The following is a 25,933-nucleotide window of genomic DNA, read 5'->3' on the forward strand; positions in this document are numbered from 1 at the left end:
CTAAGCTGTAATAGTTTGTCAGGGGGAACAGGTTCATACTGTATTAGAAAAAATCACAACAGTAAAACCAACCTTACTGATAATTAAGATTTTACTATTATTTAGCAGTAAAATCAATATTGGATTATGCCTGATAGAAGGTCAAATACAAAAATTGCTGTCAAAAGAATACAAATTGAAATTCTCATCCATTTCTTTAATTTCATGAAGAGACTGTTCCAGCGCGGAGCAAAGTAATAGAAAAATGCACAGCCAAGAAGTGCAAATACTGCCCCATCACCAAGATATGCTTCCCCATTCATGAAAGCAAGATAAGAATGATATTTCGGAAGCTCAATTCCAAAACCAAGATCAAGAAACAGCTGGATGAGATAATCAAGAACTGTATACACAATAAAGTTGATAATAAACATAGTAGCCGGTTTTTTGATATATTTCTTTAACAGCAACAGTATAAGCAGACCACAGATTCCGTACAACGGGAGCCATGGAAGCGTACGAAGGGTTACATTTTCCAGTGTGCCGCAACTGAGCAGTTCAGAAATGATTTCCAAAAGCCATCCGAAAATAGAAAAGGCATGGAATAAAAATACACAGGACAGAAAGTCATAATTCTGCGCCGGATTGACCGGTGATTTTACTGCGGCAATAGGTGGTTGCACGGAAAAAAGAAATACCGGATACTGATGCGGTGCAAAATAAGAGATCTTTGTGTAAGGACCTTCAGAATCGTCATAAAGTGCTTTACTGATCAGAAGTTCATCTTCAGAAGGAACATGCTCAAGATAAGAATCATTGAGCTGCTCATATTTAGGAGCTCTTGAAAGCACATAGTTTCTTCGTAAAAACAGATATAAGGATGCTTTACAGTTCATTTTGTACGGGCGGACATAAAGGATGTCCAGAATTCCAAGTGTAAAGAGAGATAAAAGCTCCCAGCCGAGGAAAGAACAATCTAACAAAAAGAGCTTCCATTTATTTCCCCTTGTAAGCTGTTTAGAGAGAAAAAAGGCATTCTTTTGACTGATTTTTGGATTCTCTGCGAGGATATATGGAATCATGCTATATTCATAATGCTTAATAATTCCACCGATAATTGTTAAATCCCAAAGTTTCTGAAAAAGCGTGTAGCAGAACATCACCCAGGAAGGATTTGCCAGGTAACGCAACTTATATAAAAAGAATATTTTAGAAATATTCGTATCTTCATAGTTATAAGATTCAACAAAAAAACGTTTCTCACCGACAATCAAAAGATTGCTGATAAAAAACTTATATAAAAGAGAAAGAATGACCCCAAGTGTAAGAAACGAAGTGACGATAAAGTCCGGACGCTTCAGGTAATTTTGAACCGTATGTAAAAAGGCAGCGGCTATGAAATTATCAGGAATAAAATCGAGAAATGCACTGCTGAAGCTTTCAGCAGAAATAAAAACAGGTAAAATAAGCGCTGTCTTTGTCTGAATCTTATCAGGAAAATAATTTAAAAATAAAGAGCGGGAAATTGGATACGAAGCTGTGAGCATTGCAATCAGAAAGCAGACAGATATACTTTGCCAATAGTTTGATTTTATTAAAATACGCGCCTTTTTCTTGAGCTCTTTTCTTGACCACATAAATAATATCCCCCATTGAATTGCTGCTGCGGTTCACATGCGTGCAATCAGCAACGCATCGTTTCCATAGATAACATCATTATAATTTAGTTGCGTACAGTTTACAAGTTAAGGTTCAGCTCATAAAGAAATATGTTATACTGTAGTTACTGGTCGCACACCGTGTGAACAGTAACATACTATAATTTACGCGAGCAACGAGCCAAAGTCCGTGCTTGCACGAGACCTTGGCGACTGCCGCGATAACTTGAGAAACTCGCAGAGCGTGTTTCTCATAGTTGTTGGGTTCAAGCGGATAAAATCTGCAGGTTAAGTGATTGTGTACCTGCATTAGACATAGAGATAGTGAAAAGAAAAGAGGGGTACGATGAACAGACAAAGCACATTATGTTATATTGAAAAAGATGGAAAATATTTGATGCTTCACAGAGTAGTGAAGAAAAATGATGTGAATAAAGATAAATGGATCGGCGTTGGCGGACATTTTGAATATGCAGAGAGTCCGGAGGAATGCCTTCTGCGTGAAGTGAAGGAGGAGACCGGTTATACATTGACTTCCTGGAAATACAGAGGAATCGTGACATTTGTATATGGAGAAGATGTAGTGGAATATATGTCACTGTATACAGCAGACGGATTTACAGGTGATCCGATCGAATGTGACGAGGGGATTCTTGAATGGGTGGAGAAAGAAAAGATAAAAGACCTGAATCTATGGGAGGGAGACAAGATTTTCTTCCGTCTGATGGACGAAGAAGAGGAATTTTTTTCTTTAAAGCTTGTGTATAATAAATCTGATGTGCTTGAGTATGTGGCACTCAACGGAAAGTCGATGGAACTTTTTGATGTGATTGATGAAGATGGAAATAAAACCGGACAGGTGAAAGAACGCGGTGTTGCACATAGAGATGGAACATTGCATTCAACGGTACACATCTGGATTGTACGTCCGAATCAGGAGAGTGGTTATGATGTACTCCTTCAGAAACGAAGTGAATGTAAAGATTCGAACCCGGGAGCGTATGACATTTCTTCCGCAGGGCATGTCAGTGCCGGGGATGAACTGATGGAAAGTGCACTGCGTGAGATGAAAGAAGAACTTGGAATTCATGCAAGAGAAGATCAGCTTCAGTTTATCGGAACACACAGAGGACAGTTTGAAGCTGAATTTCATGGAAAACCATTCCGTGACAATGAACGCAGTACCGTATATCTTTATAGAGAACCAGTGGACATTAAAAACTTGAAATTACAGGAATCTGAAGTGGAAGAAGTAATCTGGATGGATTTCGAAGAATGCAGGAAGGGTATTGTGGATGGTACCCTGCCGAACTGCATTTATGAAGGAGAGTTCCAGATGGTAGGAAAAGCACTCGGGATAGAGTGAAAAGTAGAATAAGATAATAGAATCTGAAAAAGAGTTGAAACCATTTGCCTGAATCAGCTAGAATGATCCAAGCAGAAGTTTCAACTCTTTTTTAAGACTGACTTATATTTTCAGTGTGGTTTCAGCTTATGCTTCTTCTGACAGTTTCTTCACAATCTCAGGGAATTCCATAAAGTGGGAAGCTTTGACCAGAATCGTATCATTTTCATTGAGAATCTGTCCCATGTTCTGGTAAAAGTCTTCTTTTGTGTCAAAATGGAAAACTTTCATGTTCTTCTCTGTTGCAAGAACAGTTTCCTTTGCAGCTTCTGCCATATCTTTAGAAAGTGCTCCGATGCAGACCAAAACATCAGTGTTTTTAAATGCTGCATATGCTCCGACTTCGCGGTGCATCGCAAGCTCATCGGCACCAAGTTCGCCCATATCGCCAAGGATAGCGACCTTTCTTGTGTCTGCATATGCAAGTACGTCAAGAGAGGACTTCATAGATGCCGGATTGGCATTGTAGCAGTCATCAATGATCGTGTAATGTTTTGCTTCAATCAGGTTGTTACGTCCTGCAATCGGAACGAGCTTTTCAATTCCGCGAGCAATCTCATCATTATCCATGCCAAGCGCATATCCGACAGCAACTCCGGCTAAAGCGTTATAGATCATATGATCTCCCGGAATTGAAATATGTGCATGGAAACGTGATGTCGGTGTAACAAATTCTGCGTATGTTCCTTTTAATCCTTTACGCTCAATATTTTCCACATGGAACGGACAGGAAGCTGTAAGACCGAAATAAACCGGAGTTCTTCCATCACGGGAAGTGTAGCTTTTTAGCTTATCATCATCCCCGTTGAAGATAACAGAACCTTTCGGATTCATGTAGTCTGTCATGGAACTCTTTTCCTTTAGGATTCCGTCTCTTGTTCCAAGATTCTCAAGATGTGCATATCCGATATTAGTGATCACGCACACATCCGGGCGGGCAATCTTAGCCAGTGGTTTCATATCTCCAAAGTGGCTGATTCCCATCTCAAGAACTGCAACCTCATGTTCCTCACGGATATTGAATACGGTCAGAGGAAGTCCAATCTCATTGTTGAAGTTTCCTTCTGTTTTCAGTACATTATATTTCTCGGAAAGTACAGATGCGATCATTTCTTTTGTGCTTGTCTTTCCAACACTTCCAGTGATACCTACAACTTTGATATCAAGGGAACGGCGGTAATGTTCAGCTAAGTCCTTTAATGCTTCTGTGCAGGATGAAACGCGGATATAAGGATAATCAACGTCACCAAGATCCTGCTCAGAGAGGGAACAGAGTGCACCTGCTTCCATGACCTGCGGGATAAAACTGTGTCCGTCAACACGGGCACCTTTGATCGCAACGAAAAGAGTATCTTTTACTACTTTACGGCTGTCGATCGCAACACTTGAGACCTCACAGTCTAAGAATGCAGGATCACCGCAATAAATTCCGCAGCAGGCATCTGCGATTTCAGATAGTGTCATATGTTTCATTAATATCTTGCCTCCATGGACTTCTTAATGATCAGTTCGCAAAGATCGCCGTATTCGATTCCATAAACCTTGGCTTCCTTCGGAAGAAGGCTTGCGGAAGTCATTCCAGGAAGGGTATTCATCTCCAGGCAGAACAGATTACCCTCTGCGTCAAGCAGGAAGTCTGCACGGCTGTAAACATTGAGCTTCAGAGCATTAAATGCTTTTACAGTGAGTTCCTTCATGCGTTCTGCAACTTCTTCCGGAATATCAGCCGGGCATACCTCAGAAGTGGCTCCATCCTGATATTTATTCGCATAATCAAAGAATCCTGTCTTCGGGATGATCTCGATTGGCGGAAGTGCTGTTCCGTCAATGATACCGCATGCAAACTCACGTCCTTTGATGTATGGCTCAACAACAAGTTCATCTTCGTAATGGAAAGATTTCTTCAGAGCCTCTGCATATTCTTCATCTGTATTTACAATATATACTCCGATACTGGAACCACCGGAGCAAGGTTTAACAACAACAGGAAGTGTCAGACCAAGTGACTGGTAAGACTGATCTTCAGAGTTCTTATAAATCGTTCCACCTCCCGGAGTGTCTACGCCAGACTCAAGGAAAATCTGCTTTGCAACACCTTTGTGCATTGCAACCGCACATCCAAGAGAGTCAGGTCCTGTATATTTAATACCAAGCAGATCGAAAGATGCCTGAAGCTTTCCGTTCTCTCCTTCTCCACCGTGAAGACCGAGGAAAGTAATGTCAGCCAGACGGCAAAGTTCAATTACATTCGGGCCGAAGAAGCAGTCTGACTGATCCGGACGGGAAGCCTTAACAGCTTCAAGATCCGGTTCCTCCGTGCTGATATTCTTCACAATCTCAAGCCCGTGATCCGGAAGAGTAAAGACATCCTCCAGATTCTCCGGCGCATTCTCTAATCCCATGAATACATCCAGAAGGAATGCATCATGCCCTTTTTCAACTAATGTACGACAGATTCCGGCAGCAGAAGAAAGTGATACGTCACGTTCTGTGCTTAAGCCTCCTGCTAATACAATGATTTTCATAATTTTATACTCCTTAAAAATTTAATCCAACTATACTTTTACGATTATAGCACATGTTGGCAGAAAGTAAAACAGGAGGAATAAAGATTTAATGGAGGGATTCTTTCTCCCCTTGCGATATTATTTTTGATAGATTCAATGTATTAAATCCCATTGACAATTCACAGAAAATACTACTATTATTATATATATAAACAGTTTTTAATTGTGCAAATCAATATTTTATTGTTAAAAGAGAGGTAATTCCACTGGAAATCATAAAAAATCAAATCAAATTTTTTATTGAAAGGGGAAATTATATGAAAAAGGTTATATGTTTATTTTCCGCATTTTTATTACTTTTATCATCTGCCATGACAATATATGTACACGAAACAGACTCTCAAGATTACCTATCAATTCCAAGTTATAACGAAACATACTCTGCACACCCAACGGATAATAATTTTTTGTCACTAAAAGAATATAATACAGAATACTCCAATGGAGAAAATCCTCTAAAAACAAATTTTCAAGATTACCTATCAATTCCAAGTTATAACAAAACATACTCTGCACAACCAACAGATAATAATTTTTTGTCACTAAAAGAATATAATGCAGAATACTCCAATGGAGAGAATCCTCTAAAAATAGACTCTCCTTTAACTACTCAAAATGTCCCTGATATATGCTATTTCCCCTATCCGAAAACAAAAACCATTATTTTAGGACAATAAGCGGGAATCCTCGACAATTCAATTACCGAGATGAAAGCGCAAGATTGCGCAGGGGTATATTTTTACCCCTGCTAAAATCAAGTTGTACGGTTATTTAATCTTCCCAGCCAGATAAAGCAGCACCGCATCCTGAAATTTCCTCGGATTCAGTGAACATTTCTTTTGAATCGCATTCAATTTATACTGCAATGTATTTTTATGGAGAAAGAGTCGTTCGCTTGTGGCGGCAAGGGACATTTCTTCAGAAAAATAAACTTCCAGCAGGTGCAGTTCTTGTTCATTGAGCGTGGCGATTGTCTTGGCTAAAAATTCTTTCTGATTTTCCGGTGTGATCGTAGAAAGAATCAGTTCAAGTGTCAAATTATCAAAAATAACATAGTGTTCAGATGAAAGTATAAGGCTGTGCAAAGCAGTTTCAGCAGATTGATAGGAGGTATGGAGCTGGAAGAGTGATGTCGGTTTTCCAACTGCAATATCTAAAATATCGAAATGTTCTTTTGCAAATAGTTTAAAAATATAATTCTGTTTTTCAAAATCAGTTTCTTCGATCAAAGCAATAAAATCCCCCGGATAATTAAATGTGTGAAGACAGACATGTGCCTGTGCAAACATTTGTTGAATTTTCTGTTCTAAAATAGAGCGGTTTGTAATTGGATTTTGCTTATTTGTGCGAATAAGAACAATTCTTTTCTTTGTGTTGAGATCAATCTTAAATTCATGTAGACAGGAGGTGAGGTATTCCTGATTGTCGGTTTCATTTCTGATCAAAGACTGAATGACAAAATGTTTTTTATCGGCCTGTCTGCGGCTGTACTGATTTAGTTCCTGCTCCCGGATCAGAAGATTGGTGATGCGTTCTGCGAGATAAGCATAACTGCGGACTTTATCAGGTATACCGGTGATTCCGATGACGGCCAGCAGATGTTCATTATGATAAAGCGGAAGATTGATTCCCTGTTTTGTGCCAGAAAAATTGTTGTCTTCTGTTACTTCCAGTACAGAACCGGAAGCAGCGACCTGTTGTCCAATCTCGTGAAAGGTTCCGACACGGGATGAGTCTGTGCTGGCGAGAATGATACCAGATGGAGCAATAAAGTTGATGTCATGATCACAGACATCTTTGATTGTATTTACGATTTGTTCTGCGAGTTCGCGGTCGATTTTAGTTATCATAGATTTTTTATTATATCCTTTCTTTTGACATAACTGTTCAGAGCCAACCTCCAAAATGCTACGCATTTCGTCGGTGTGGCGTATCCGCCAAATAAAATTTCAAAAACAGTCTTAAAAATGCAAGCATTTTACATCTGTTTTATGAAATTTTGCTTGGCTCTGAACAGTTACCATTTTACTATAAAATGGTATATATAACAAATAATAATAGAATAAATTTAAAATAATGTTACATGTAACATATTTGAGAAACAAGAAATTTGGTATCCTAATATTAATAAAACACAGAACAGACATGGAAAGGAGTTTATTATGAAAATAGTAACAGCAATTGATTCTTTTAAAGGAAGTATGACTTCTATGGAAGCAGGACAGGCAGCGGCAGAGGGAATCCAAAGAGTGGATGTGGATGCAGAAGTGATTGTAAGACCGTTAGCTGACGGAGGGGAAGGTACAGTAGAGGCTCTTGTATCCGGAATGAACGGAACATTACAGAAAGTACAGGTGACAGGACCACTCGGCGAACCAGTAATCTGTGAGTATGGTATCATTGAAAGCACAAAAACAGCTGTGATCGAGATGGCGGGGGCAGCAGGAATTACATTGGTTTCTGATGAAGAGAGAAATCCGCTGAATACAACAACATATGGCGTGGGAGAAGTAATTCGTGATGCGATTGACAAGGGATGCAGACGTTTTCTCGTCGGAATCGGCGGAAGTGCGACAAATGACGGGGGAGTCGGGATGCTTCAGGCATTAGGTTACGGTTTCCTTGACAAAGACGGAAATCAGGTTCCATTTGGTGCAAAGGGTTTGAAGGTTTTGGAGGAAATCACAGATACTTATGTGCTTCCGGAATTAAAAGAGTGTAAGTTTAAGATTGCATGTGATGTAACAAATGCTCTTTGCGGAGAACAGGGATGCAGTGCAGTATTTGGTCCTCAAAAAGGTGCAACACCGGAGATGATCTGTCAGATGGATCAGTGGCTAGGATATTATGCAGCATTGGCGAAAGAAAAATTCCCAAAGGCAGATGCAAAGCAGGAAGGAACAGGAGCAGCAGGAGGCCTTGGATTCGCATTTCTCACATTTACAGATGCTGTGTTGGAATCAGGAATTAAAATCGTGCTGGAAGAGACACAGTTAGAAGAGTATATAAAGGATGCAGACCTTGTCATCACGGGGGAAGGCCGGATGGATGGTCAGACAGCGATGGGAAAAGCTCCGGTTGGAGTGGCTGCACTTGCAAAGAAATACGGCAAGCCGGTACTTGCATTTGCAGGCGCAGTCGAAAGAGATGCCAGAAAATGTAATGAACATGGCATTGATGCATTTTTCCCTATCCTGCGTGGTGTGGTTACGCTGGAAGAGGCAATGAAGAATGAAAATGCTAAGAGAAACCTGGCAGATACTGCGGAACAAGTGTACAGAACATTTACAATTCTTTGATCATACAATATTGTTTTAACTGAAAATGAGGTTTCTCCACGATTCCGAATATCTTGAATCCAAGATGTTCATAAAATGGTACGTTTTTCGGATTATGTGTCTCAAGAGAGATCATCATATCATTGCGATCGGCGCAGGCAATGACTTCATTCATCATCATTTCTGCGAGACCGTGATGTTGAAATTTCGGATCAACGGCGAGGTAGATGACATGAAGTCTTCGGGTTTCATGAAGCTGGGCAGTCCAAGCGGAGTTGAGGTAATCTTTTCCGAGGACAAAGTTGAAAAATGTCTTCATAGTCGGATCCTCGTGGAGCAGCCAGCCGTCTGTGATGAGGCTTTCTTTCAGGCTGACAAAATAATTATAAAATGCATGACGGTGATCGGATTCGTCAGAAAGGATTAGGACTCCCTTCAACTCAGGGCTGTCAGCAAAGACTTCACAGGTTTCAAATAATTCAGTTACGTCGCACTCAAGAAGATGTGGCAGCAGACGTTCTTTTGTTGCTTCATCTTCGATCAGAGTGTTGTAGAGCGGGTCGTTCTGAAAGCAGACGGTCAGTATTTCTTTAAGGCGGTCAAGATCCTGTTCCTGTACTTTGTAGAGCTTATCGCTATTCATTGGTTTTCTCCATTCTTTTCTTTATTATAATGTGATGATGTTTCAAGGCAATCGTTTATCAAAGCCTGGATTTTATCAACAGATTGTTTTATATAATGTAAATCATCTTTTAAGTAGGCCTGCTGGCGGCGGATAGCGGCTTCAAGTCTTCTGATCTCAACATCAAGAGAACCTGGGATTGCCATCTGATCCAGTTCTTTCAGACGCTGGACAAGGCCATAGAGATTCTCATGGTGAAGAATGCGTCCGGCGCCCCACATCAGACGGTCTTTTGGCTGATGTAAAATATATTCCGTAAAGTGATAATAGACTTCTTCATCAAATAAAAATGCGTAGCAGTTATTATCAACTTCATAGAGTGCCTCCAGTGCGGCAGTGATGTTCTGGCTTTCCAGTGCATGGACTGCCTGCTCCAGGTGACAGAGGTTCTGACTGGCAGCAGCATGAGGGAAGCAGACTGCGTCCTGCCAGTCGAGGCGGACGAAGTAGTCCTGCATCTTCCGGAAAATGTGCAGCAGTTTAGAAGAAAGTCCGGACACCATTGGGAAGTCAGCGGAAACAGTATGGTTGTTGATTTCCTGAATCTTTTCATATAATAAATCGGCAGATTCACATACCTTTGAAATACTTTCCAGAAGCGCCGGAATTTCTTCCAATACTTCTGTCGGGGCATTGGACTGTGCTGCAAGACAGTCGGCGACGGAACTTTTCATTGCCAGAAAATGTCTGGAAAAGTCAAGTGGCGGAAGTGTCAGCTGATCCAGTGTAACTAAAAGCCTTGTATAGAGCTCATGGTGGAAACGGTAAACTGCTTCCTGATAGAATTCTTCATTGTCATATTGGGAGTGGTAATGCGTTTCCATAAACGGTCCTGCGCTGAAATCATTTACGGTAGATGGAATACCGGAGATGGCGATGGAAAAATCATCCGACCATGTCTCGATTGGTGCAAGTACTGTCAGTCCATCAGGGTAAGCCTCCTTCGGAACAGTTATATTTTCACAAAAATGTTTCAGAAAATCAGCAGACTCATAAGTAGAGCGGATTGCATCCTGTGTGTTATGGGCGTGAGCCGGAAGTTCAAAGTTGAGATCAGCGATCACGCGGCCCTGCCATTCCGGGTGAACACGGAATACCTGGTTCCAGGCTCCGGTTGACCAGTCGAATTTAGAATCACAGACACCCCACTCTTCGGCAGCAAGGGCACATACTGCGATTGTATAGCGCGGTTGATAGCCACTGTCAATCAGAGCCTTTATGATTCCAAATGTCATAGAGACCGCACAATTGTCATCCTGAAATCCGTCAAAATAGGAATCGTAGTGTGCGGAAAGCAGAATCATCCGGTCGTCCCCTTCAGAAGCGGCAGTTCCCGGAAGATATCCGGTAATGTTATAAGCCGGGCGGTTACGTTCAACCCAGGAAGAGGCGTTGAGTTCAACTGCGACAGAGGACGGATGAGATACTGCAGGATCTTCGGGACAGAGAAGTTCTTTTAAATAAGAAGCATCCTGTCTCGAAAGAGAGAATGCAGGGGCATATTCCGGTCCGGCGATATCCTGAGCGTTGAGTGCCCGCGGATCAATCTCAGCATAACCCTGTGTCTGGACAGCAATCAGTCCGATAGCACCTTTCAAATATGCCTGATAGACAGGGTAGTTGATCCACCATTCATCACGCTGGTTGATATCAGCAAGAACGAGCTTTCCACGGACATTGAGCCCTTCATAGTCCGATGCGGTTCCACGGCCGACATAGACAAGATCATAAGTCTCGAATCCATTTGTCTCAAAATTCGTCTGATAAGCACCCATCTGACAAGTATGCAGTTCTCCATGTTGATCCTGGAAACGGAGCACAGCACGTTCAAAGGTCCAGGAATCCAGCCAAAATTCATCCTTCGTCACATTCTGAAGTCCGATGCGTTTCATTTCTTCATATAAAAAATCCCCTGTCTTATGTTCCGCATCAGAACCGGCAGTTCGGAAACCGAGTACCGGATTGGTTTTGTGAGTCTCCATCTGCTTTGCCAGCTGATAAGAGTAAGTAATGTCTAGATGTGAAATGCATTCGTTGATTCTGTTTTCTGTCTTTGATTCCATTTATATCACCTCTGAAAGTCTGAGCCTGTTGTATGTGTTTGAGTTTCTGCGCTTATTTTAGCACTGTGTGGTAAGTGTGACAAGAGTAGAACTCTCCAAATATGAAGAGAGTGGACAGCAGAAATTAGTTTTGCTGTCCACTCTTTTTATGCTATTATAGGAAAGAAATGACAGTTACAACCATTTTATAATAGGAAAGGATAATGATAATGAATCAGAAAATCATTCTTGCATCAGCATCTCCGCGCAGACGAGAGCTGCTTGCGCAAATCGGTTTAGAATTTGAGGTAAAGGTAAGTAATAAAGAGGAAGTCTATACAAGTACAAAACCACAGAAGATTGTAGAAGAACTTGCATTGATGAAAGCAGAAAATGTTGCATCTGATCTTCAGGCAGAGGGAGTAGAATTGAAAAATACAATTGTGATCGGAGCAGATACAATCGTTGTACGTGACGAAGAAATCCTTGGCAAGCCAAAGAATGAAGATCATGCATATGAGATTCTTCTAAGCCTTCAGGGAAGAGCACATGAAGTCTATACAGGTGTTGCAATTCTTTCCTATAATAATGCAGGCGAGAAAGAAATCATTAACAATGCGGTAGAGACAAAGGTTCATGTGCATGAGATGAGCGAAGAAGAAATCCGTGCGTATATCGCAACCGGAGATCCGATGGATAAGGCGGGAGCTTATGGAATCCAGGGAAGCTTTGCGGCGCATATAGATGGAATCGAAGGGGACTACTATAATGTGGTTGGACTGCCGGTGTCATATGTGTATCAGTGCTTGAAAAAATATTGACATATATTGTTACAATCGTAACTATATGATATAATACATACGTTGTCGCTCCTAATCTGGCAACAGAAAGGGGGTGTTGGCGTGTCGATACTGATATCATTCCTTGTTTCCGTCGCAGCAAGTATAATTGGCTATTATGTTTGCAAATGGCTAGACGGTGACGACAGCGACAATTAGCCTAAATGGATGCTCAACCATTGAAAAATAAAAGAGAAAAAACCCCACGAGGTGCTAGCTCGTGGGGTTTTATTTTGTGTTGACATATCATACTGATATCATTCCTTAGCTACAATCACTATATCACATAATCGTAGCTAAAACAAGTATATGTTGAAAAATAAAATTTTATTTATCACACCTATGCTATGGCTTAAAAATGGGTGCTTTTCTTTTGAGAAAACAAAATCGTAACAAAAATGTAACATCTGTTTTTGTTATTATTCTGAAAAGGATACGAAAAGCAGGAGAAAAATTATCATTAATATACAAATTAAGACAAAGTGTCTATGAATTTTTTTTTGAATCGTACAAATGTACAGAAATAAAAACAATTTTATTGTGGAAAATGCGCATAAAAAAAGAGCGGATTCAAAAATGAGAGCGAAAAACGGTTAAAAAAGTAATAAAAAATAGACAAAACGTAGAATAAAAAAAGAGCAAATTGAAATAAAAAAAGTGTTTTTTTTATGAATTTAACTTGTTGAAGTGGAACGTTGACAAAGAGAAAACATGGGAGTAATATTTAGTCAACTTTTCGGAGAACATGACGTTTTAATGCGATTATAAGCAGTAACATTTGCCATGCTGTATACGAAAAGTGACAAAATACAGCAATATACATTAGGTAGAAAGGGAGGGAGCAATACGGGAAATCTGGCAGACAATCTTATGGAAGAACTGAATTGTGAGACAGTGTTCACACTTCCGGTTCTTGGCGGGATCAATGAATCTGTAGTAGTTACCTGGATCATCATGGCAGTGCTTGTGATAGCATCCATTATTCTGGTAAGAAACTTAAAGGTTGAGAATCCCGGAAAAGTGCAGTTGGCTCTCGAAGCCGGTATCGGCGCTGCTGAGGACTTCTTTGTCGGAGTACTTGGGAAAGAGAACAAGGGCTATGTACCGTATCTGATTACGGTTCTGTTATATCTCGCCTGTTCAAACACAATTGCACCATTGTTTGGCTTTAAGCCTCCGACGAAAGATCTGAACGTGACGGCAGCCCTGGCAATCATGAGTATGTGTCTCATTGAATTTTCAGGTATCCGCAAGAATGGATTTGGACATTGGGCAAAGCATTTTGCACAGCCGATTCCAATTGTAGCACCGATCATGATTTTGGAAATCGTCATCCGGCCGTTGTCGCTTTGTATGCGACTCTTTGGTAACATGCTGGCAGGATTCGTAGTCATGGAACTTTTGAAAGCAATCGTTCCACTGATCATTCCGATTCCAATCAGTTTTTACTTTGATATTTTCGACGGCCTACTTCAGGCATACGTATTTGTATTCCTGACATCTCTGTTTATGAATGAAGAGATGGAGTAAGAACTTAACACATTCTATTGAAAAGAAAAGGAGATTAAAATTATGTCAACACTTATTGCTATTGGAGCAGCTATCGCAGTATTCACAGGTATCGGAGCAGGTATCGGTATCGGACATGCAACAGGTAAAGCAGTAGAAGCTATCGCAAGACAGCCAGAGGCTGAAAGCAAGATCAGTAAGAACCTTATCCTTGGATGTGCTCTTGCAGAGGCAACAGCTATCTACGGTTTCATCATTGGTATCCTGATCATCTTCTTCCTGAAATAAGAAACGAAAAGAATCTTATGAAAATGATGGAAGCAGATAACAGGAAAGGCAGGTGTAAAAGGTGCTTCAGTTAAATATGAACCTTGTCTATACCATTATCAACCTTATTGTTCTCTTCCTCCTGTTGAGACATTTTCTAATCAAACCGGTGAGTGATATCATGGAGAAGCGCAGACAGATGATCGCAGATGGTCTTCAGGGTGCACAGGATGCACAGAGTGATGCGCAGAAGATGAAACAGGAATATGAAGATGCTTTAAAGGGAGCAAAGCTTGAATCAGCAGCGATTGTTGAGAAGGCACGCTCAGAGGCTAAGACAGAGTATGACCGCATCGTAAGTGAAGCAGGAAGCAAGGCCGGAGATCTTCTGGAAGCTGCAAAAGAGAATGTACGTATTGAGCGTGAGAAGACAATGAAAGATCTTCAGACTCAGATTGCAGGACTGGCTATGGCATCCGCTGAGAAGATCGTGGGAGACAAAGAGCAGAACATTTATGACCAGTTTTTGGGAGAAGTAGGTGGGACAGATGAAAACACAGACAAGTAAGAGTCAGATTTACTGCCCAATGGCAGCAATCAGATATGCACGTGTCCTGTATGAAGTAGGTGTCCCAAAAGAAGCTGTACAGAAAACACGTGAGATTTTTGAGGAAGTACCGCAGCTTCACGAGATTTTCGCGAATCCTACCATTGAACTTCAGAAAAAAATGAATGTGGTAGATAGAGTATTTCCAAAGGAGATAAAAAATTTCCTTAAAGTAGCGTGCAGATATCAGAGAATGGATCTGATCGAAGATATCTTCACAGCATATGACAGATACTGTGATGAACAGAATCAGGTTCTGAACGCAGTTCTGACATGTATTCAGCCTCCGACGGAGGAACAGAAAAAAGGAATGGAGGCGTTCCTTTGTAAGAAATATGGCGCAAAGAGTGCTAAAATCGAAGTCCGTCAGGACAAAGCACTGCTCGGAGGATTTATTCTCCGGGTTGGCAGTGATGAGTATGACTGGAGTATGAAAGGACGCCTGAACAGATTAGAACAAAGATTGACCTGGAGGTGAACAAGGTGAGTTCAATCAATTCAGATGAAATTATTTCTATCCTGAAAGAAGAAATAGAGAATTTTGATACAATGAGTAAGGACAGTGAAGTAGGTACTGTTGTTACTGTCGGCGATGGTATCGCCACAATCTACGGGATTGATCACGCCATGTACGGGGAAATCGTTACTTTTGAAAACGGCCTTAAGGGAATGGTACAGGATATTCGTAAGAATGAAATCGGATGTATCCTTCTTGGAAGCGACACAGGAATCCGTGAAGGCACAAAGGTAGCCCGTACAGGAAAGAAAGCAGGCGTTCCGGTTGGAGACGCTTATGTAGGAAGAGTTGTCAACGCCCTTGGTGAGGCGATTGACGGAAAAGGTGAGATCAAATCTGATGACTATCGCCCAATCGAGAATGAGGCACCTGGAATTGTTGATCGTAAGTCAGTAAGCGTTCCGCTTGAGACAGGTATCCTTTCCATTGATGCAATGTTCCCAATCGGCCGTGGACAGCGTGAGCTGATCATCGGAGACCGTCAGACAGGAAAGACATCCATTGCACTGGATACGATCCTGAATCAGAAAGGCAAAGATGTGATCTGTGTTTATGTTGCAATCGGACAGAAAGCATCTACAGTAGCCAAAGTTGTTAACACATTACAGACACACGGAGCAATGGATTATACGATCATCGTATCTTCCACAGCAAGTGACTGTGCTCCGCTTCAGTATATTGCACCATATGCAGGAACTGCTATGGCAGAGTACTTTATGCACAAGGGAAAAGATGCACTGATCATTTATGATGATCTTTCCAAGCATGCGGTTGCATACCGTGCACTTTCTCTTCTGCTTGGACGTTCTCCGGGACGTGAGGCATATCCTGGAGACGTATTCTACCTGCATTCAAGACTTCTGGAGAGATCCAGCCGTTTGAGTGATGAGATGGGCGGAGGTTCTATCACAGCACTTCCGATCATTGAAACACAGGCAGGAGATGTATCAGCATATATTCCGACAAATGTTATTTCCATTACAGATGGACAGATCTTCCTGGAGAGTGGACTTTTCGCATCAGGAATGAGACCGGCGGTCAACGTTGGACTTTCCGTATCCCGTGTTGGTGGTGCAGCTCAGACAAAAGCAATGAAGAAAGCATCAGGAAGTATTCGTATCGATCTGGCGCAGTATCGTGAGATGGAAGTCTTCACACAGTTCAGTTCAGATCTTGATGCAGCTACGAAGGAAGAACTGGAATATGGAAGTGGTCTGATGGAACTTCTGAAACAGCCACTGTATCATCCACTTTCCTTGCATGAGAAAGTAATTACACTGTGTGCAGCAACACATAAAGTACTCTTAGGTGTTGAGAAGACAAAAATCAAACAGTTCCAGTATGATATGCTTCAGATGTTCGAGACAGAGCATCCGGAAATCGGTCAGGAAATCGAAGAGAAGAAAGTCCTGACAGAGGAACTGATTGACAAGATCGTAGAGACAGCGAAGGAATTCAAGAAGAGCAGGTGTTAATATGACAAATATCAGAGAGATACAGAGCAGAATCAACAGTGTCAAAGACACAATGAAGATTACCAATGCAATGTATATGATCTCTTCTTCCAAACTGACACAGGCGAGAAAGAAGCTGGCAGATACAGAACCATATTTCTATGCGCTGCAGGGTGAGATCAGTCGTATTTTACGTCATCTACCAGAATTACATCATAGTTATTTCAACAAGAGGGAAAACATTCCGGCAGAGGAACGTAAGATTGGATCGATCGTTATCACGGCGGACAAGGGACTGGCCGGTGCATACAATCACAATATTGTGAAGCTTGAGGAAGAGATTCTTTCCAAGCCGGGTCAGCATAAGCTTTTTGTTGTGGGAGAGCTTGGACGTCATTATTTCGCAAAGAAGGATGTAGATATTGATACAAACTTCCGTTACACAGTTCAGAAGCCGACCATGCATCGTGCCCGTGACATCTCAGCGGTTATTCTGGATCAGTTTAACAATCATGAGCTGGATGAAGTTTACGTAGTATATACACGAATGGAAAATGCAGTTCAGTCAGAGGCAGAAGTGTTAAAACTTCTTCCACTCGAGAGAGGGGACTTTGGCGAAATGAAGATGCCTTTGAATATGTATCGCGAGGAAATCGAACTAAATCCATCTCCTATGGATGTCATGAACAGTATTGTACCAAGTTATATCAACGGTATGATCTACGGATGTCTGGTTGAGGCTTATGCCAGTGAGCATAATGCCCGTATGATGGCAATGAAGTCAGCAACAGACAGTGCACAGGATCTGATCAAAGATCTGTCAATCCTCTATAACAGAGCAAGACAGGCTGCGATCACACAGGAGATCACAGAGGTTTGTGCCGGCGCAAGAGCTCAGCAGAAGAAGAGTTAAAATGTCGAGATGCGTTACAGACAGCAGGTTGTTGCAGTTTGTAATGACTGAAATATAGAAAGAGAGAGAGAACATGAATAAAGGACGAATTGTACAGGTTATGGGACCTGTCGTTGACGTAGTGTTTGAAAACGGTGATCTTCCTTTTATCAAAGATGCTCTTGAAGTTGATAATAATGGAAAGAAATGCATCATGGAGGTTGCACAGCACCTTGGAAATAATGAGGTGCGCTGCCTGATGCTTGCTGCAAGTGAAGGACTTTGCAAAGATATGGAAGTTACTGCAACAGGAGCCGGTATTCAGGTTCCTGTCGGCGAGCAGACACTTGGAAGATTATTTAATGTACTCGGCGAGACAATTGATAACGGAGAGCCGATTACAGATTCTAAAAAATGGGTAATCCACAGACAGCCGCCTACATTTGAGGATCAGAGCCCGGTAGTAGAGATCCTTGAGACAGGTATTAAAGTTATCGACCTTCTTGCTCCTTATGCAAAAGGTGGTAAGATTGGTCTGTTCGGTGGTGCCGGTGTAGGTAAGACCGTGCTGATTCAGGAATTGATCCGTAACATTGCAACAGAGCATGGCGGATATTCCATTTTTACAGGAGTTGGAGAGCGTTCCCGTGAGGGTAACGACCTCTGGACAGAGATGAAAGAATCCGGAGTACTGGAGAAAACAGCCCTGGTATTCGGACAGATGAATGAGCCACCTGGAGCTCGTATGCGTGTCGCTGAGACAGGACTTACAATGGCAGAATATTTCCGTGATGAGCAGCATCAGAACGTGCTTCTCTTTATCGATAATATTTTCCGTTTTACACAGGCTGGATCTGAGGTATCAGCTCTTCTTGGACGTATGCCTTCAGCCGTAGGTTATCAGCCGACACTGGCAACAGAAATGGGTGAACTTCAGGAGCGTATCGCATCTACAAAGAACGGTTCTGTAACATCGGTTCAGGCAGTATATGTACCGGCCGATGACCTGACAGACCCGGCTCCGGCAACAACATTTGCCCACCTGGATGCAACAACCGTACTTTCCAGAAAGATCGTTGAGCAGGGTATTTATCCGGCCGTAGATCCGCTGGAGTCAAGCTCCCGTATCCTGGAAGCAGACGTTGTAGGAGAAGAACATTACGAAGTAGCCAACAAGGTGATCGCAATTCTTCAGAAATATAAAGAACTGCAGGATATCATTGCAATCCTTGGTATGGAAGAGCTTTCAGATGAGGATAAAGCAACTGTTATGCGTGCAAGAAAGATTCAGAAATTCCTGTCCCAGCCATTCTTCGTAGCAGAGACATTTACAGGAATTCCTGGAAAATATGTACCATTAAAAGAGACAATCCGTGGATTTAAGATGATCATCGATGGAGAGATGGATGCTTATCCGGAAAACGCTTTCTTCAATGTCGGAACAATTGATGATGTAATTGCCAAGGCAAAAGAGATGGAAGAAGAGTAATTGTTGAAATAGGAGAATGTGCATATGGATACATTTGGTCTGAAAATCATAGCAAGTGATGGTGTATTCTACGAAGGTCGTTGTAAGAAGCTGATCATTCCGGCTCCGGATGGAGAAAAGGGAATTCTTGCAAATCATGAGAATATGGTAATCGCTGTGAATGTCGGAGTTGCACATATGAGTCTGGACGGCGAAGATTGGAAAGACATTGCAGTGGGCGTGGGATTTGTTGAAATCGTAAACAACCGAGTTACACTGATTGTTGATACAGCCGAGAAACCAGAAGACATCGATGTGCGACGAGCACAGGAGCAGAAAGAGCGTGCAGAGGAAAGGTTACGTCAGCAGCAGAGTATCCAGCAGTATTATCATACGCAGGCATCTCTGGCAAGAGCGATGAACCGACTTCGTGTTTCACAGGATAAAAAGTGGAATTTATAGATTTCGAGAGCATGTAGATGTGCAGGGATCAGAAGTACCTGCAGGATATATCATTTAATTATAGAAGAGGGACAGATTTTCCAGAATGGGAAATCCCCCTCTTTTTTACATTTAAAAGTGAACTGCGAAACTTTTTTGTATTGCATTTTAATTCGTAGTATAATACAATAATCTTATCTGAGTGTCTAAAATTATAGAAAGACAGAGGAAAAACGATATGAGTGATAGAAAAAAGCCACGTTCTCTTTCAGAAATCGTAAATGATGTACTTCGTGCGGTACGTGATTATTATGATTCAGAATACGTGTACTATATTGAGAAAGAGTATGGGGATATTGAGACCATCTTTGAGTGGTGTGCAGAGAATGTTCCATGGCAGAGAGATAAGATAAAGATGCTTCCGGAAGAACAGCAGCCAAAGTGGATGAAGCAGGAGATTACAAATTCAACAGAGGCCGATTACAGTGTGAGTTTGCAGCTGGATGAGAATACAGTAGCAATTCTTGCAGCAGTTGGAGTTCACCGGGGCGGATGTGATGTTGGATTGCTTCGTACGGTGATTCCGTATATACCGCAGGCAATCACTCTTCATAAACTCCAGAAACAGCAGGAGTATCTCAGTTATCATGATAATCTGACAGGAGTACTTAACAGAAATAGTTTTGTTGCATATCTGGATCATGTGGAACCGGAAGAATTGAAGACATTGGGAGCTCTTTCTGTAGACATTAATGGACTGAAGAATTTTAATAAAGAATTTGGCAGAGATTATGGAGATGAAGTTGTCACCAGAGTTGGTGAAGTGCTTTCGGAGTATTTCCATAATGGTAATGTATACAGAATGACAGGCGATGAGTATCTGGTTCTTGTAGAGAACGCTTCATATGAAGATTTCACACAACAGGTACATGGTGCATATACAAAGCTTGAGAACATAAGTCTGGGACTGGTTTCAGTAGGGTATGCCTGGGGAAAAGTAGACATAGATGTGAATGGTCTTGTGATCAGTGCAGAGAATATGATGCGGGAAGAGAAAAAGAAGTATTATAAAAATCTGCGTAAAGGTCATCATGAGCCAATCATCAAAAAGGATCTTCTGGAGGATATTGAACAGAAGAATTTTATTGTATGTCTGGTACCGAAGATTGATGTGCAGACTGGAGAAATTGCAGGTGCTGAAGCGATTGTCAGATATCATCATAAGGATCTTGGAATTATGGATCCGGGAAGATATATTAATCTTCTGGAAGAGACAAGGTTGTCACATTATCTCGATCTCTATATATTTGAACAGGTATGTCAGATCCTTCATAAGTGGGAGACAGAAGGAATCCAGATGGTGCCGATTTCAGTAAACTTTGCAGGTGAAACATTGAGGCAGGAGAACATTGCGGATCAGATGAGTGCGCTGATTGAGAAATATCAGGTATTATGCGAATATTTGGAAGTAGAAGTATCCGAATCTTATACAGATACGAATCAGGAGATGCTGGCGGCATCATGCAGTAAGATCAGAAAAGCGAATGTCCGCGTAGTATTGGATCATTTCGGAGCTAAGAATTCCAGCTTTTCGATTCTGTCCATTATGGATTTTGATGGATTGAAGCTGGATGAGAGCCTGATTACAAATCTGGTTGGAAACAGAAGAAGCAGAGTGGTAGCAAAGGCCGTAATTGATATTTGTCATCAATTGGGATGTTCTGTTCTTGCGGAGAGTGTTGAAACACAGGATCAGCTGAATGTTCTTCAGGAATTAGGATGCGATTATGCACAGGGAACATTATTTAATAAACCGATCAAAGTGGAGACATTTGAAGTGCGATATCTGAAGGAATAGGATGATCTGCCGGGGGGATGAAACGGAAAAGATTCTAAATATTACAGAGGATAAGATGAAAAATACAGATGGAGTTGAAATTAAATAAGATGAATAAAGTATTGTTCAGAGACAGAGCAAAGAAACTAATGCTTACAGGTGCTTTGGCAGGAGTAATTGCAGGAGTGGCAATTACTTCAGGAATCTCCTCAATTACATTGAAAAAAGCTGAAAAGAAGCTGGAAATCAGCAATGCAAAATTACAGGAGCAGACAAAGGAGAACGAAGAACTGCAGGCAGAGTTAGACAGAGAAGAAGTAACAGAAAATACTGCAGAGTTGCTGGCAAGTGATGATGACCGGTGGTGTCTTGCACTTGTGAATGAGAAGCATCCATTGGATACTTCTTATGTGCCGGCGAATCTAACGGAGATAAGTGGTGGAAAACAGATAGATTCCAGGATGGCAGACAGTCTGAATAAGATGCTGGATGATGCGAAGAAGGCAGGACTCAGCATGTATGTGACATCAGGATATCGTTCTTATGAGAAGCAGAGAGATGTCTTTAATACGACGATGCAGGATTGGATCAATCAGGGATATACACCGTTAAATGCGTATGATGAGACAAAAAAATCAGTTGCAATTCCAGGAACAAGCGAGCATGCAACTGGTCTTGCAGTTGACATTATGTCGACAAAGTACGGGGAGCTTGATGAGAAACAGGGAGATACAGAAGAGCAAAAGTGGTTGATGGAACATTGTTCAGAGTATGGTTTTGTTCTTCGGTTTCCGCAGGATAAGTCTGATATTACAGGAATTATATATGAGCCGTGGCATTATCGTTATGTGGGAGTAGATGCTGCAAAAGAGATGACAGAGAACGGACTTACTTTGGAAGAATATGTTTCTGCAAATTAAGTGAAAAACTGTTCTGATCGACAGATAAGAGAGAAGTATAAATAATACATAAGGAGGAGAAGTAAATGGAAGATTTAACATTTGGAGAACAGGTGAAAATCGTCCTGGGAAGAAAGGGAATGACGATCAAAGAACTGGCGGAGACGATTGAGAAAGAGACAGGAAAGAAGATGTCACGTCAGAATTTAACACAGCGTCTTGGAAGGGATAATTTTCAGGAACAGGATATGAGATTGATCGCATCCATTCTCGGCTGTCCGTTTCAGCTGAGTATCATGTCAGGAGAGATTACAGAGAGCGCAGCCGGACGTATCAGGAAGCAGGAAGTAAAATGGAATGAACAGGAACAGCCGGAAGAGAGCTTTTCAGAGGAAACGGTGGAGACAGAGAAGGAAGAACAGCAGCTTACAGGTGAAGAACGTGACATGACGATCGGTGAGATTTATGATATGCATGAAGAACTTGCTGAACTTGAAAAGAATGCAGTAGAAGCAGAGCCAACTGAAGATGTCAGAGAAGATCTTCAGACAGAAGAGGAATATAAGGAAGAGCTTCAGGAAGTGCCGGAATCAGATCAGGAAGAAGAAAACTCTGTGGAACCAGAAGTTTCCTATACGGAAGATTATGATCAGCCGGCAGAGGAAGAAGCAGAACCATATGAAGAATCAGAAGTTTCATCCTATGAGACACAGCCGGTAGAGCCGGTGCAGGAAGAGGCAACATACGAAGAGCCTGTACAGGAAGAAGTTGGAGACATTAATCCATATACGGGAAGAGAATATGAATCCAACAGCGTACGTATGCATCCGAAAAGAATTGGATATGTGCAGGTTTATGACCGTGCAAACCATAAATGGACAGATATGACAGAATGGGCATTCCTCGGATATCAGGAACGCAAGAAAGTACTTCTTGGAGAGGATTACGAACCGCCAATTTATCTGGATTAAAATTAAAATTGATAGAGAAAAGAAGTGCATCCGCTGTGAACGCTTCCTTTCTCTATCTTTTTCCTTTCTTTTTAAGAATCACATTAAGTATCGACACCAGTGACCGAAAGATTCAGAGTTTTCACATTCATCTTCGGTAAGTTCCAGAATAGAGATGTAAGAACTGGTAAATTGAGGAAAGCCGAACAAGTTAGCCATATGTGCTTCTCTGGGATCGTAAAGGCCGGGAACGCCAAGCCAAAGATGATCCTTTTCTTTGATCAGGAGAAGGTGATGATAATTATGACAGCCATGCAGAAGAAAACTATTGTTGGCAAGTGGCCAGAATCTGCGCGGAAGTGTGGAAATCTCTGCGTGTGTGATTTTTCTGGCTTGAATTGAAGCGTCCTGAATTGCAGTCTCCTCAGTTGGTGTCACCTCAGTTGGTACCTCTTCAGTTGAAGCAGCATCAATAGAAGCGTCAGATAATGCTGCTTCGGATACAGTCTCAGATACAGTGTCTTCTGTTATGAGGGATTCTTCCGAAAGGGATGGATTCTCAGGTTCAGAGGATAAACTCTCTTCTGTTGATAAAGAGCAATCAGAAAAAGAATAAAAATCCGGCAGAGGTACAGCGGAGGCAATCCAATGCTGTGATCGATTTTGGGTGATGGAGAAAATAATGAACCCATCGATGTGTTTAAGAGTTCTTTTATGTGGAAAACGTTCCTCGGAAATGACCAGTTGTGTGGATAAGTTCTGACCAGAGCACTGAAGAAGTGCAACGGGAGAACCTGTAAGTGTTTGATTTTCGAGAATAAATGCATGGACTTCCAACTGTTCTCCAGGGACAATCGGAAGATTTTTAACATGAAGTGTTAAGAGATAAGAATAATTATGTGATGAAATTTGTAGAAAACCAAGATTTCTGCGGCGGCAGCAGGATTCGTACTCATATAAATAATAACTTCCCGGATTCATAGCAAGCCCCTGAAAAGAATTTTTCTATATAGTTTATTCAGAATGAAAAGGAATATTAATGCTATTTTTATACAATAACCGAAAGGAAACAAAATGAGGATGACAACGGATGAAAAATATATGCGTGCGGCCTTAAAACAGGCAGAGAAAGCGTATAATCTGGGAGAAACCCCGATTGGCTGCGTGATCGTTCATGAAGATAAGATTATTGCACGCGGTTATAACCGACGGAATACAGACAAGAATCCACTGGCACATGCTGAGGTCGCAGCAATCAAGAAAGCAAGCAAAAAGCTTGGTGACTGGCGTCTGGAAGAATGTACATTGTATGTGACATTAGAGCCATGTCAGATGTGTGCAGGTGCAATTGTCCAGTCCCGTATACCAAGAGTGGTTGTCGGGTGTATGAATCCGAAAGCAGGATGTACAGGTTCCATTCTGAATCTACTGGATATCCAGGCATTTAACCATCAGGCAGATCTTACAACAGGCGTATTGGAAGAAGAATGCAGCCAGTTGATGAAGCAGTTTTTCAGAGAACTCAGGGAAGCCAGGAAGATGAAGAAAAAAGCAGAAGCACAGAGTCTGTAACACAGAGGTATAAAATCATGTGGAATCTTGTGCAAAAGAAAAAGCAGCATACTTGACAAGCATTCATTTATCATGTAAAATAATAATCCGTGCAGCCGGGGTGGTAGCGGTACCTTGAACCTGCAATCCGCTATAGCAGGGGTGATATTGCGCAGAGGGCGACAGTCTGCAGGGCTGCCCCCGGAAAGTGACGTTGACGTCTGGGTCTCACGCGACGGGACTCTGTGAACCGTGTCAGGTCGGGAACGGAGCAGCACTAAGCAGAACCTCTCGGGTGCCGTGAGGGTGCCTGGGCTGAGTTAACTACCGGGGTAACGCTTGTGGGCCAAGTTCGAAGCGCAATGCACGTAAAAAAATGAATAGAATGGTATTTATATTGGAAACGATACATTCCCTCCGGAATGATGAACGAACAACACAATCTGTTACGCTTATCATGATAGGAGGATTTTTTATGCCAAAAAATAAGTTTCAAGAAGTAATTTTCACAATCATGATGGTTTTTGTCATGGTTTATGCAATGATCTGCTACAACATCTCCCTGAATATGGGAGGAATGAGTAATGAGGTCTTTCTGGCAGCATTCCATGAACTTATCATCATGGGACCGATTGCTTTCATTCTGGATTTCTTTCTCGTAGGACCGATTGCAAAGAAGAAAGCATTTATGATCGTGAACCCACAGAAAGATAATCCGTTTATGATCGTGCTGGCGATATCCGTTTTATCCATCATTGGAATGTGCCCGCTGATGAGCCTTGCAGCAACACTGCTCTTTAAGGATGCAGGAAATCAGATGATTGCTGTGTGGTTCCAGACAACAGTATTCAATTTCCCAATGGCATTCTTCTGGCAGCTGTGCTTCGCAGGACCGATTGTCAGAAAAGTCTTTGGGGTTATTTTCCGTGAGGAGCAGAAAGAAGATGTGGCTTTTGATTAAAGCTGCAAAATAAGGGAAAGCTATCATACGATAATCTGACACACTTTGTGTTGTTATCGTATGATAGCTTTCCCTTTACTGTTCACTCCCGTGTCAATCACTCCGCTGATTGACACGGAGGATGCATGTT

The 25,933-nt window shown here is 41.7% G+C and carries 24 protein-coding genes and 1 other RNA gene; 18 read left to right on the top strand and 7 right to left on the bottom strand.

The window, feature by feature from the left end; translation table 11 throughout:
* Nucleotides 1-113: 113 nt before the first annotated feature.
* The gene (locus LI126_RS13265; RefSeq protein WP_055148569.1) at nt 114-1,616 is read right to left on the bottom strand and encodes a DUF975 family protein; all 1,503 of its coding nucleotides are present in this window, start codon (nt 1,614-1,616) and stop codon (nt 114-116) included.
* A gap of 367 nt (nt 1,617-1,983) precedes the next feature.
* Between LI126_RS13265 and LI126_RS13270 the strand changes: the two genes are divergently transcribed.
* On the top strand, nt 1,984-3,003 hold the full coding sequence (locus LI126_RS13270; RefSeq protein WP_081019592.1) for an NUDIX domain-containing protein: 1,020 nt from the start codon (nt 1,984-1,986) through the stop codon (nt 3,001-3,003).
* 126 nt (nt 3,004-3,129) lie between these two features.
* Here LI126_RS13270 and LI126_RS13275 read toward each other — a convergent pair whose 3' ends face one another.
* Both LI126_RS13275 and LI126_RS13280 read right to left on the bottom strand, forming a co-directional pair.
* Complete coding sequence (locus tag LI126_RS13275; protein WP_055160529.1) at nt 3,130-4,515, bottom strand: UDP-N-acetylmuramoyl-tripeptide--D-alanyl-D-alanine ligase; 1,386 nt, start codon at nt 4,513-4,515, stop codon at nt 3,130-3,132.
* Nucleotides 4,515-5,567: a D-alanine--D-alanine ligase family protein gene (locus tag LI126_RS13280; protein WP_227165553.1), complete on the bottom strand. Its 1,053-nt coding sequence runs from the start codon at nt 5,565-5,567 to the stop codon at nt 4,515-4,517. The genes LI126_RS13275 and LI126_RS13280 overlap by 1 nt, the downstream gene beginning before the upstream one ends.
* Nucleotides 5,568-5,866: 299 nt before the next feature.
* Here LI126_RS13280 and LI126_RS13285 point away from each other — a divergent pair, with 299 nt between their 5' ends.
* On the top strand, nt 5,867-6,286 hold the full coding sequence (locus tag LI126_RS13285; protein WP_227165554.1) for a hypothetical protein: 420 nt from the start codon (nt 5,867-5,869) through the stop codon (nt 6,284-6,286).
* A gap of 90 nt (nt 6,287-6,376) precedes the next feature.
* Here LI126_RS13285 and LI126_RS13290 read toward each other — a convergent pair whose 3' ends face one another.
* Nucleotides 6,377-7,459: a CdaR family transcriptional regulator gene (locus LI126_RS13290; protein ID WP_227165555.1), complete on the bottom strand. Its 1,083-nt coding sequence runs from the start codon at nt 7,457-7,459 to the stop codon at nt 6,377-6,379.
* A 312-nt stretch (nt 7,460-7,771) separates the two neighbouring features.
* Here LI126_RS13290 and LI126_RS13295 point away from each other — a divergent pair, with 312 nt between their 5' ends.
* Nucleotides 7,772-8,908: a glycerate kinase family protein gene (locus LI126_RS13295; protein WP_227165556.1), complete on the top strand. Its 1,137-nt coding sequence runs from the start codon at nt 7,772-7,774 to the stop codon at nt 8,906-8,908.
* Here the strand turns inward: LI126_RS13295 and LI126_RS13300 are convergent.
* Together LI126_RS13300 and LI126_RS13305 are read right to left on the bottom strand one after the other, a co-directional pair.
* The gene (locus LI126_RS13300) at nt 8,895-9,530 is read right to left on the bottom strand and encodes a GNAT family N-acetyltransferase (RefSeq protein WP_227165557.1); all 636 of its coding nucleotides are present in this window, start codon (nt 9,528-9,530) and stop codon (nt 8,895-8,897) included. The genes LI126_RS13295 and LI126_RS13300 overlap by 14 nt on opposite strands.
* The gene (locus tag LI126_RS13305) at nt 9,527-11,632 is read right to left on the bottom strand and encodes a M28 family peptidase (RefSeq protein ID WP_055148584.1); all 2,106 of its coding nucleotides are present in this window, start codon (nt 11,630-11,632) and stop codon (nt 9,527-9,529) included. The genes LI126_RS13300 and LI126_RS13305 overlap by 4 nt, the downstream gene beginning before the upstream one ends.
* 209 nt (nt 11,633-11,841) lie before the next feature.
* Between LI126_RS13305 and LI126_RS13310 the strand changes: the two genes are divergently transcribed.
* The 12 genes from LI126_RS13310 (at nt 11,842) to LI126_RS13365 (ending at nt 23,312) form a co-directional block, all read left to right on the top strand.
* Entirely contained in the window at nt 11,842-12,432 is a 591-nt protein-coding gene (locus tag LI126_RS13310) for a Maf family protein (protein WP_227165558.1), read from the top strand.
* 888 nt (nt 12,433-13,320) lie between these two features.
* Entirely contained in the window at nt 13,321-13,980 is a 660-nt protein-coding gene (locus LI126_RS13315; protein ID WP_055173144.1) for a F0F1 ATP synthase subunit A, read from the top strand.
* Nucleotides 13,981-14,022: 42 nt separating this feature from the next.
* Entirely contained in the window at nt 14,023-14,247 is a 225-nt protein-coding gene (gene atpE, locus LI126_RS13320; RefSeq protein WP_015527990.1) for an ATP synthase F0 subunit C, read from the top strand.
* Nucleotides 14,248-14,308: 61 nt separating this feature from the next.
* On the top strand, nt 14,309-14,794 hold the full coding sequence (gene atpF, locus LI126_RS13325) for a F0F1 ATP synthase subunit B (RefSeq protein ID WP_055160493.1): 486 nt from the start codon (nt 14,309-14,311) through the stop codon (nt 14,792-14,794).
* A complete protein-coding gene (atpH, locus tag LI126_RS13330) occupies nt 14,775-15,311 on the top strand; it encodes an ATP synthase F1 subunit delta (protein ID WP_055173085.1) in 537 nt (178 codons plus the stop codon). The genes atpF and atpH overlap by 20 nt, the downstream gene beginning before the upstream one ends.
* A gap of 5 nt (nt 15,312-15,316) precedes the next feature.
* The gene (gene atpA / locus LI126_RS13335; RefSeq protein WP_020436121.1) at nt 15,317-16,825 is read left to right on the top strand and encodes a F0F1 ATP synthase subunit alpha; all 1,509 of its coding nucleotides are present in this window, start codon (nt 15,317-15,319) and stop codon (nt 16,823-16,825) included.
* Between the two features lies 1 nt (nt 16,826).
* Complete coding sequence (gene atpG / locus LI126_RS13340; protein ID WP_227165559.1) at nt 16,827-17,717, top strand: ATP synthase F1 subunit gamma; 891 nt, start codon at nt 16,827-16,829, stop codon at nt 17,715-17,717.
* 73 nt (nt 17,718-17,790) lie between these two features.
* A complete protein-coding gene (gene atpD / locus LI126_RS13345; RefSeq protein WP_015527987.1) occupies nt 17,791-19,185 on the top strand; it encodes a F0F1 ATP synthase subunit beta in 1,395 nt (464 codons plus the stop codon).
* Between the two features lie 24 nt (nt 19,186-19,209).
* Nucleotides 19,210-19,626, top strand: a complete 417-nt coding sequence (gene atpC, locus LI126_RS13350; RefSeq protein ID WP_015527986.1) for an ATP synthase F1 subunit epsilon — start codon at nt 19,210-19,212, stop codon at nt 19,624-19,626.
* A 217-nt stretch (nt 19,627-19,843) separates the two neighbouring features.
* On the top strand, nt 19,844-21,463 hold the full coding sequence (locus tag LI126_RS13355) for a bifunctional diguanylate cyclase/phosphodiesterase (RefSeq protein ID WP_055148610.1): 1,620 nt from the start codon (nt 19,844-19,846) through the stop codon (nt 21,461-21,463).
* Between the two features lie 68 nt (nt 21,464-21,531).
* Nucleotides 21,532-22,362, top strand: coding sequence for a M15 family metallopeptidase (locus LI126_RS13360; RefSeq protein WP_172790476.1), 831 nt, complete (start codon nt 21,532-21,534; stop codon nt 22,360-22,362).
* A 65-nt stretch (nt 22,363-22,427) separates the two neighbouring features.
* The gene (locus LI126_RS13365) at nt 22,428-23,312 is read left to right on the top strand and encodes a hypothetical protein (protein WP_227165560.1); all 885 of its coding nucleotides are present in this window, start codon (nt 22,428-22,430) and stop codon (nt 23,310-23,312) included.
* Between the two features lie 78 nt (nt 23,313-23,390).
* On the opposite strand, the gene LI126_RS13370 is transcribed toward LI126_RS13365, so the two are convergent.
* Nucleotides 23,391-24,272, bottom strand: a complete 882-nt coding sequence (locus tag LI126_RS13370; protein ID WP_227165561.1) for a hypothetical protein — start codon at nt 24,270-24,272, stop codon at nt 23,391-23,393.
* A gap of 99 nt (nt 24,273-24,371) precedes the next feature.
* On the opposite strand from LI126_RS13370, the gene tadA reads away from it, so the two are divergent.
* The 3 genes from tadA (at nt 24,372) to LI126_RS13385 (ending at nt 25,803) form a co-directional block, all read left to right on the top strand.
* Nucleotides 24,372-24,863, top strand: coding sequence for a tRNA adenosine(34) deaminase TadA (gene tadA / locus LI126_RS13375; protein WP_015527980.1), 492 nt, complete (start codon nt 24,372-24,374; stop codon nt 24,861-24,863).
* A gap of 87 nt (nt 24,864-24,950) precedes the next feature.
* Nucleotides 24,951-25,212, top strand: an RNA gene (gene ffs, locus LI126_RS13380) — signal recognition particle sRNA large type.
* A 105-nt stretch (nt 25,213-25,317) separates the two neighbouring features.
* A complete protein-coding gene (locus LI126_RS13385) occupies nt 25,318-25,803 on the top strand; it encodes a DUF2798 domain-containing protein (protein ID WP_227165562.1) in 486 nt (161 codons plus the stop codon).
* Nucleotides 25,804-25,933 lie beyond the last annotated feature (130 nt).

This window comes from Mediterraneibacter sp. 210702-DFI.5.30 (assembly GCF_020560115.1).
GTDB lineage: Bacteria > Bacillota > Clostridia > Lachnospirales > Lachnospiraceae > Mediterraneibacter > Mediterraneibacter faecis.

Excerpts from the sequence above, each read along its gene's own strand:
- LI126_RS13385 (WP_227165562.1), top strand. The coding sequence starts at position 25,318 with ATGCCAAAAAATAAGTTTCAAGAAGTAATTTTCACAATCATGATGGTT.
- LI126_RS13290 (WP_227165555.1), bottom strand. The coding sequence starts at position 7,459 with ATGATAACTAAAATCGACCGCGAACTCGCAGAACAAATCGTAAATACA.
- LI126_RS13285 (WP_227165554.1), top strand. The coding sequence starts at position 5,867 with ATGAAAAAGGTTATATGTTTATTTTCCGCATTTTTATTACTTTTATCA.
- LI126_RS13370 (WP_227165561.1), bottom strand. The coding sequence starts at position 24,272 with ATGAATCCGGGAAGTTATTATTTATATGAGTACGAATCCTGCTGCCGC.
- LI126_RS13295 (WP_227165556.1), top strand. The coding sequence starts at position 7,772 with ATGAAAATAGTAACAGCAATTGATTCTTTTAAAGGAAGTATGACTTCT.
- LI126_RS13305 (WP_055148584.1), bottom strand. The coding sequence starts at position 11,632 with ATGGAATCAAAGACAGAAAACAGAATCAACGAATGCATTTCACATCTA.
- LI126_RS13365 (WP_227165560.1), top strand. The coding sequence starts at position 22,428 with ATGGAAGATTTAACATTTGGAGAACAGGTGAAAATCGTCCTGGGAAGA.
- atpD (WP_015527987.1), top strand. The coding sequence starts at position 17,791 with ATGAATAAAGGACGAATTGTACAGGTTATGGGACCTGTCGTTGACGTA.
- LI126_RS13280 (WP_227165553.1), bottom strand. The coding sequence starts at position 5,567 with ATGAAAATCATTGTATTAGCAGGAGGCTTAAGCACAGAACGTGACGTA.
- LI126_RS13275 (WP_055160529.1), bottom strand. The coding sequence starts at position 4,515 with ATGAAACATATGACACTATCTGAAATCGCAGATGCCTGCTGCGGAATT.
- atpC (WP_015527986.1), top strand. The coding sequence starts at position 19,210 with ATGGATACATTTGGTCTGAAAATCATAGCAAGTGATGGTGTATTCTAC.
- LI126_RS13310 (WP_227165558.1), top strand. The coding sequence starts at position 11,842 with ATGAATCAGAAAATCATTCTTGCATCAGCATCTCCGCGCAGACGAGAG.
- tadA (WP_015527980.1), top strand. The coding sequence starts at position 24,372 with ATGACAACGGATGAAAAATATATGCGTGCGGCCTTAAAACAGGCAGAG.
- LI126_RS13270 (WP_081019592.1), top strand. The coding sequence starts at position 1,984 with ATGAACAGACAAAGCACATTATGTTATATTGAAAAAGATGGAAAATAT.
- atpE (WP_015527990.1), top strand. The coding sequence starts at position 14,023 with ATGTCAACACTTATTGCTATTGGAGCAGCTATCGCAGTATTCACAGGT.
- LI126_RS13355 (WP_055148610.1), top strand. The coding sequence starts at position 19,844 with ATGAGTGATAGAAAAAAGCCACGTTCTCTTTCAGAAATCGTAAATGAT.
- LI126_RS13315 (WP_055173144.1), top strand. The coding sequence starts at position 13,321 with ATGGAAGAACTGAATTGTGAGACAGTGTTCACACTTCCGGTTCTTGGC.
- atpG (WP_227165559.1), top strand. The coding sequence starts at position 16,827 with ATGACAAATATCAGAGAGATACAGAGCAGAATCAACAGTGTCAAAGAC.
- atpH (WP_055173085.1), top strand. The coding sequence starts at position 14,775 with ATGAAAACACAGACAAGTAAGAGTCAGATTTACTGCCCAATGGCAGCA.
- LI126_RS13265 (WP_055148569.1), bottom strand. The coding sequence starts at position 1,616 with ATGTGGTCAAGAAAAGAGCTCAAGAAAAAGGCGCGTATTTTAATAAAA.
- LI126_RS13300 (WP_227165557.1), bottom strand. The coding sequence starts at position 9,530 with ATGAATAGCGATAAGCTCTACAAAGTACAGGAACAGGATCTTGACCGC.
- LI126_RS13360 (WP_172790476.1), top strand. The coding sequence starts at position 21,532 with ATGGAGTTGAAATTAAATAAGATGAATAAAGTATTGTTCAGAGACAGA.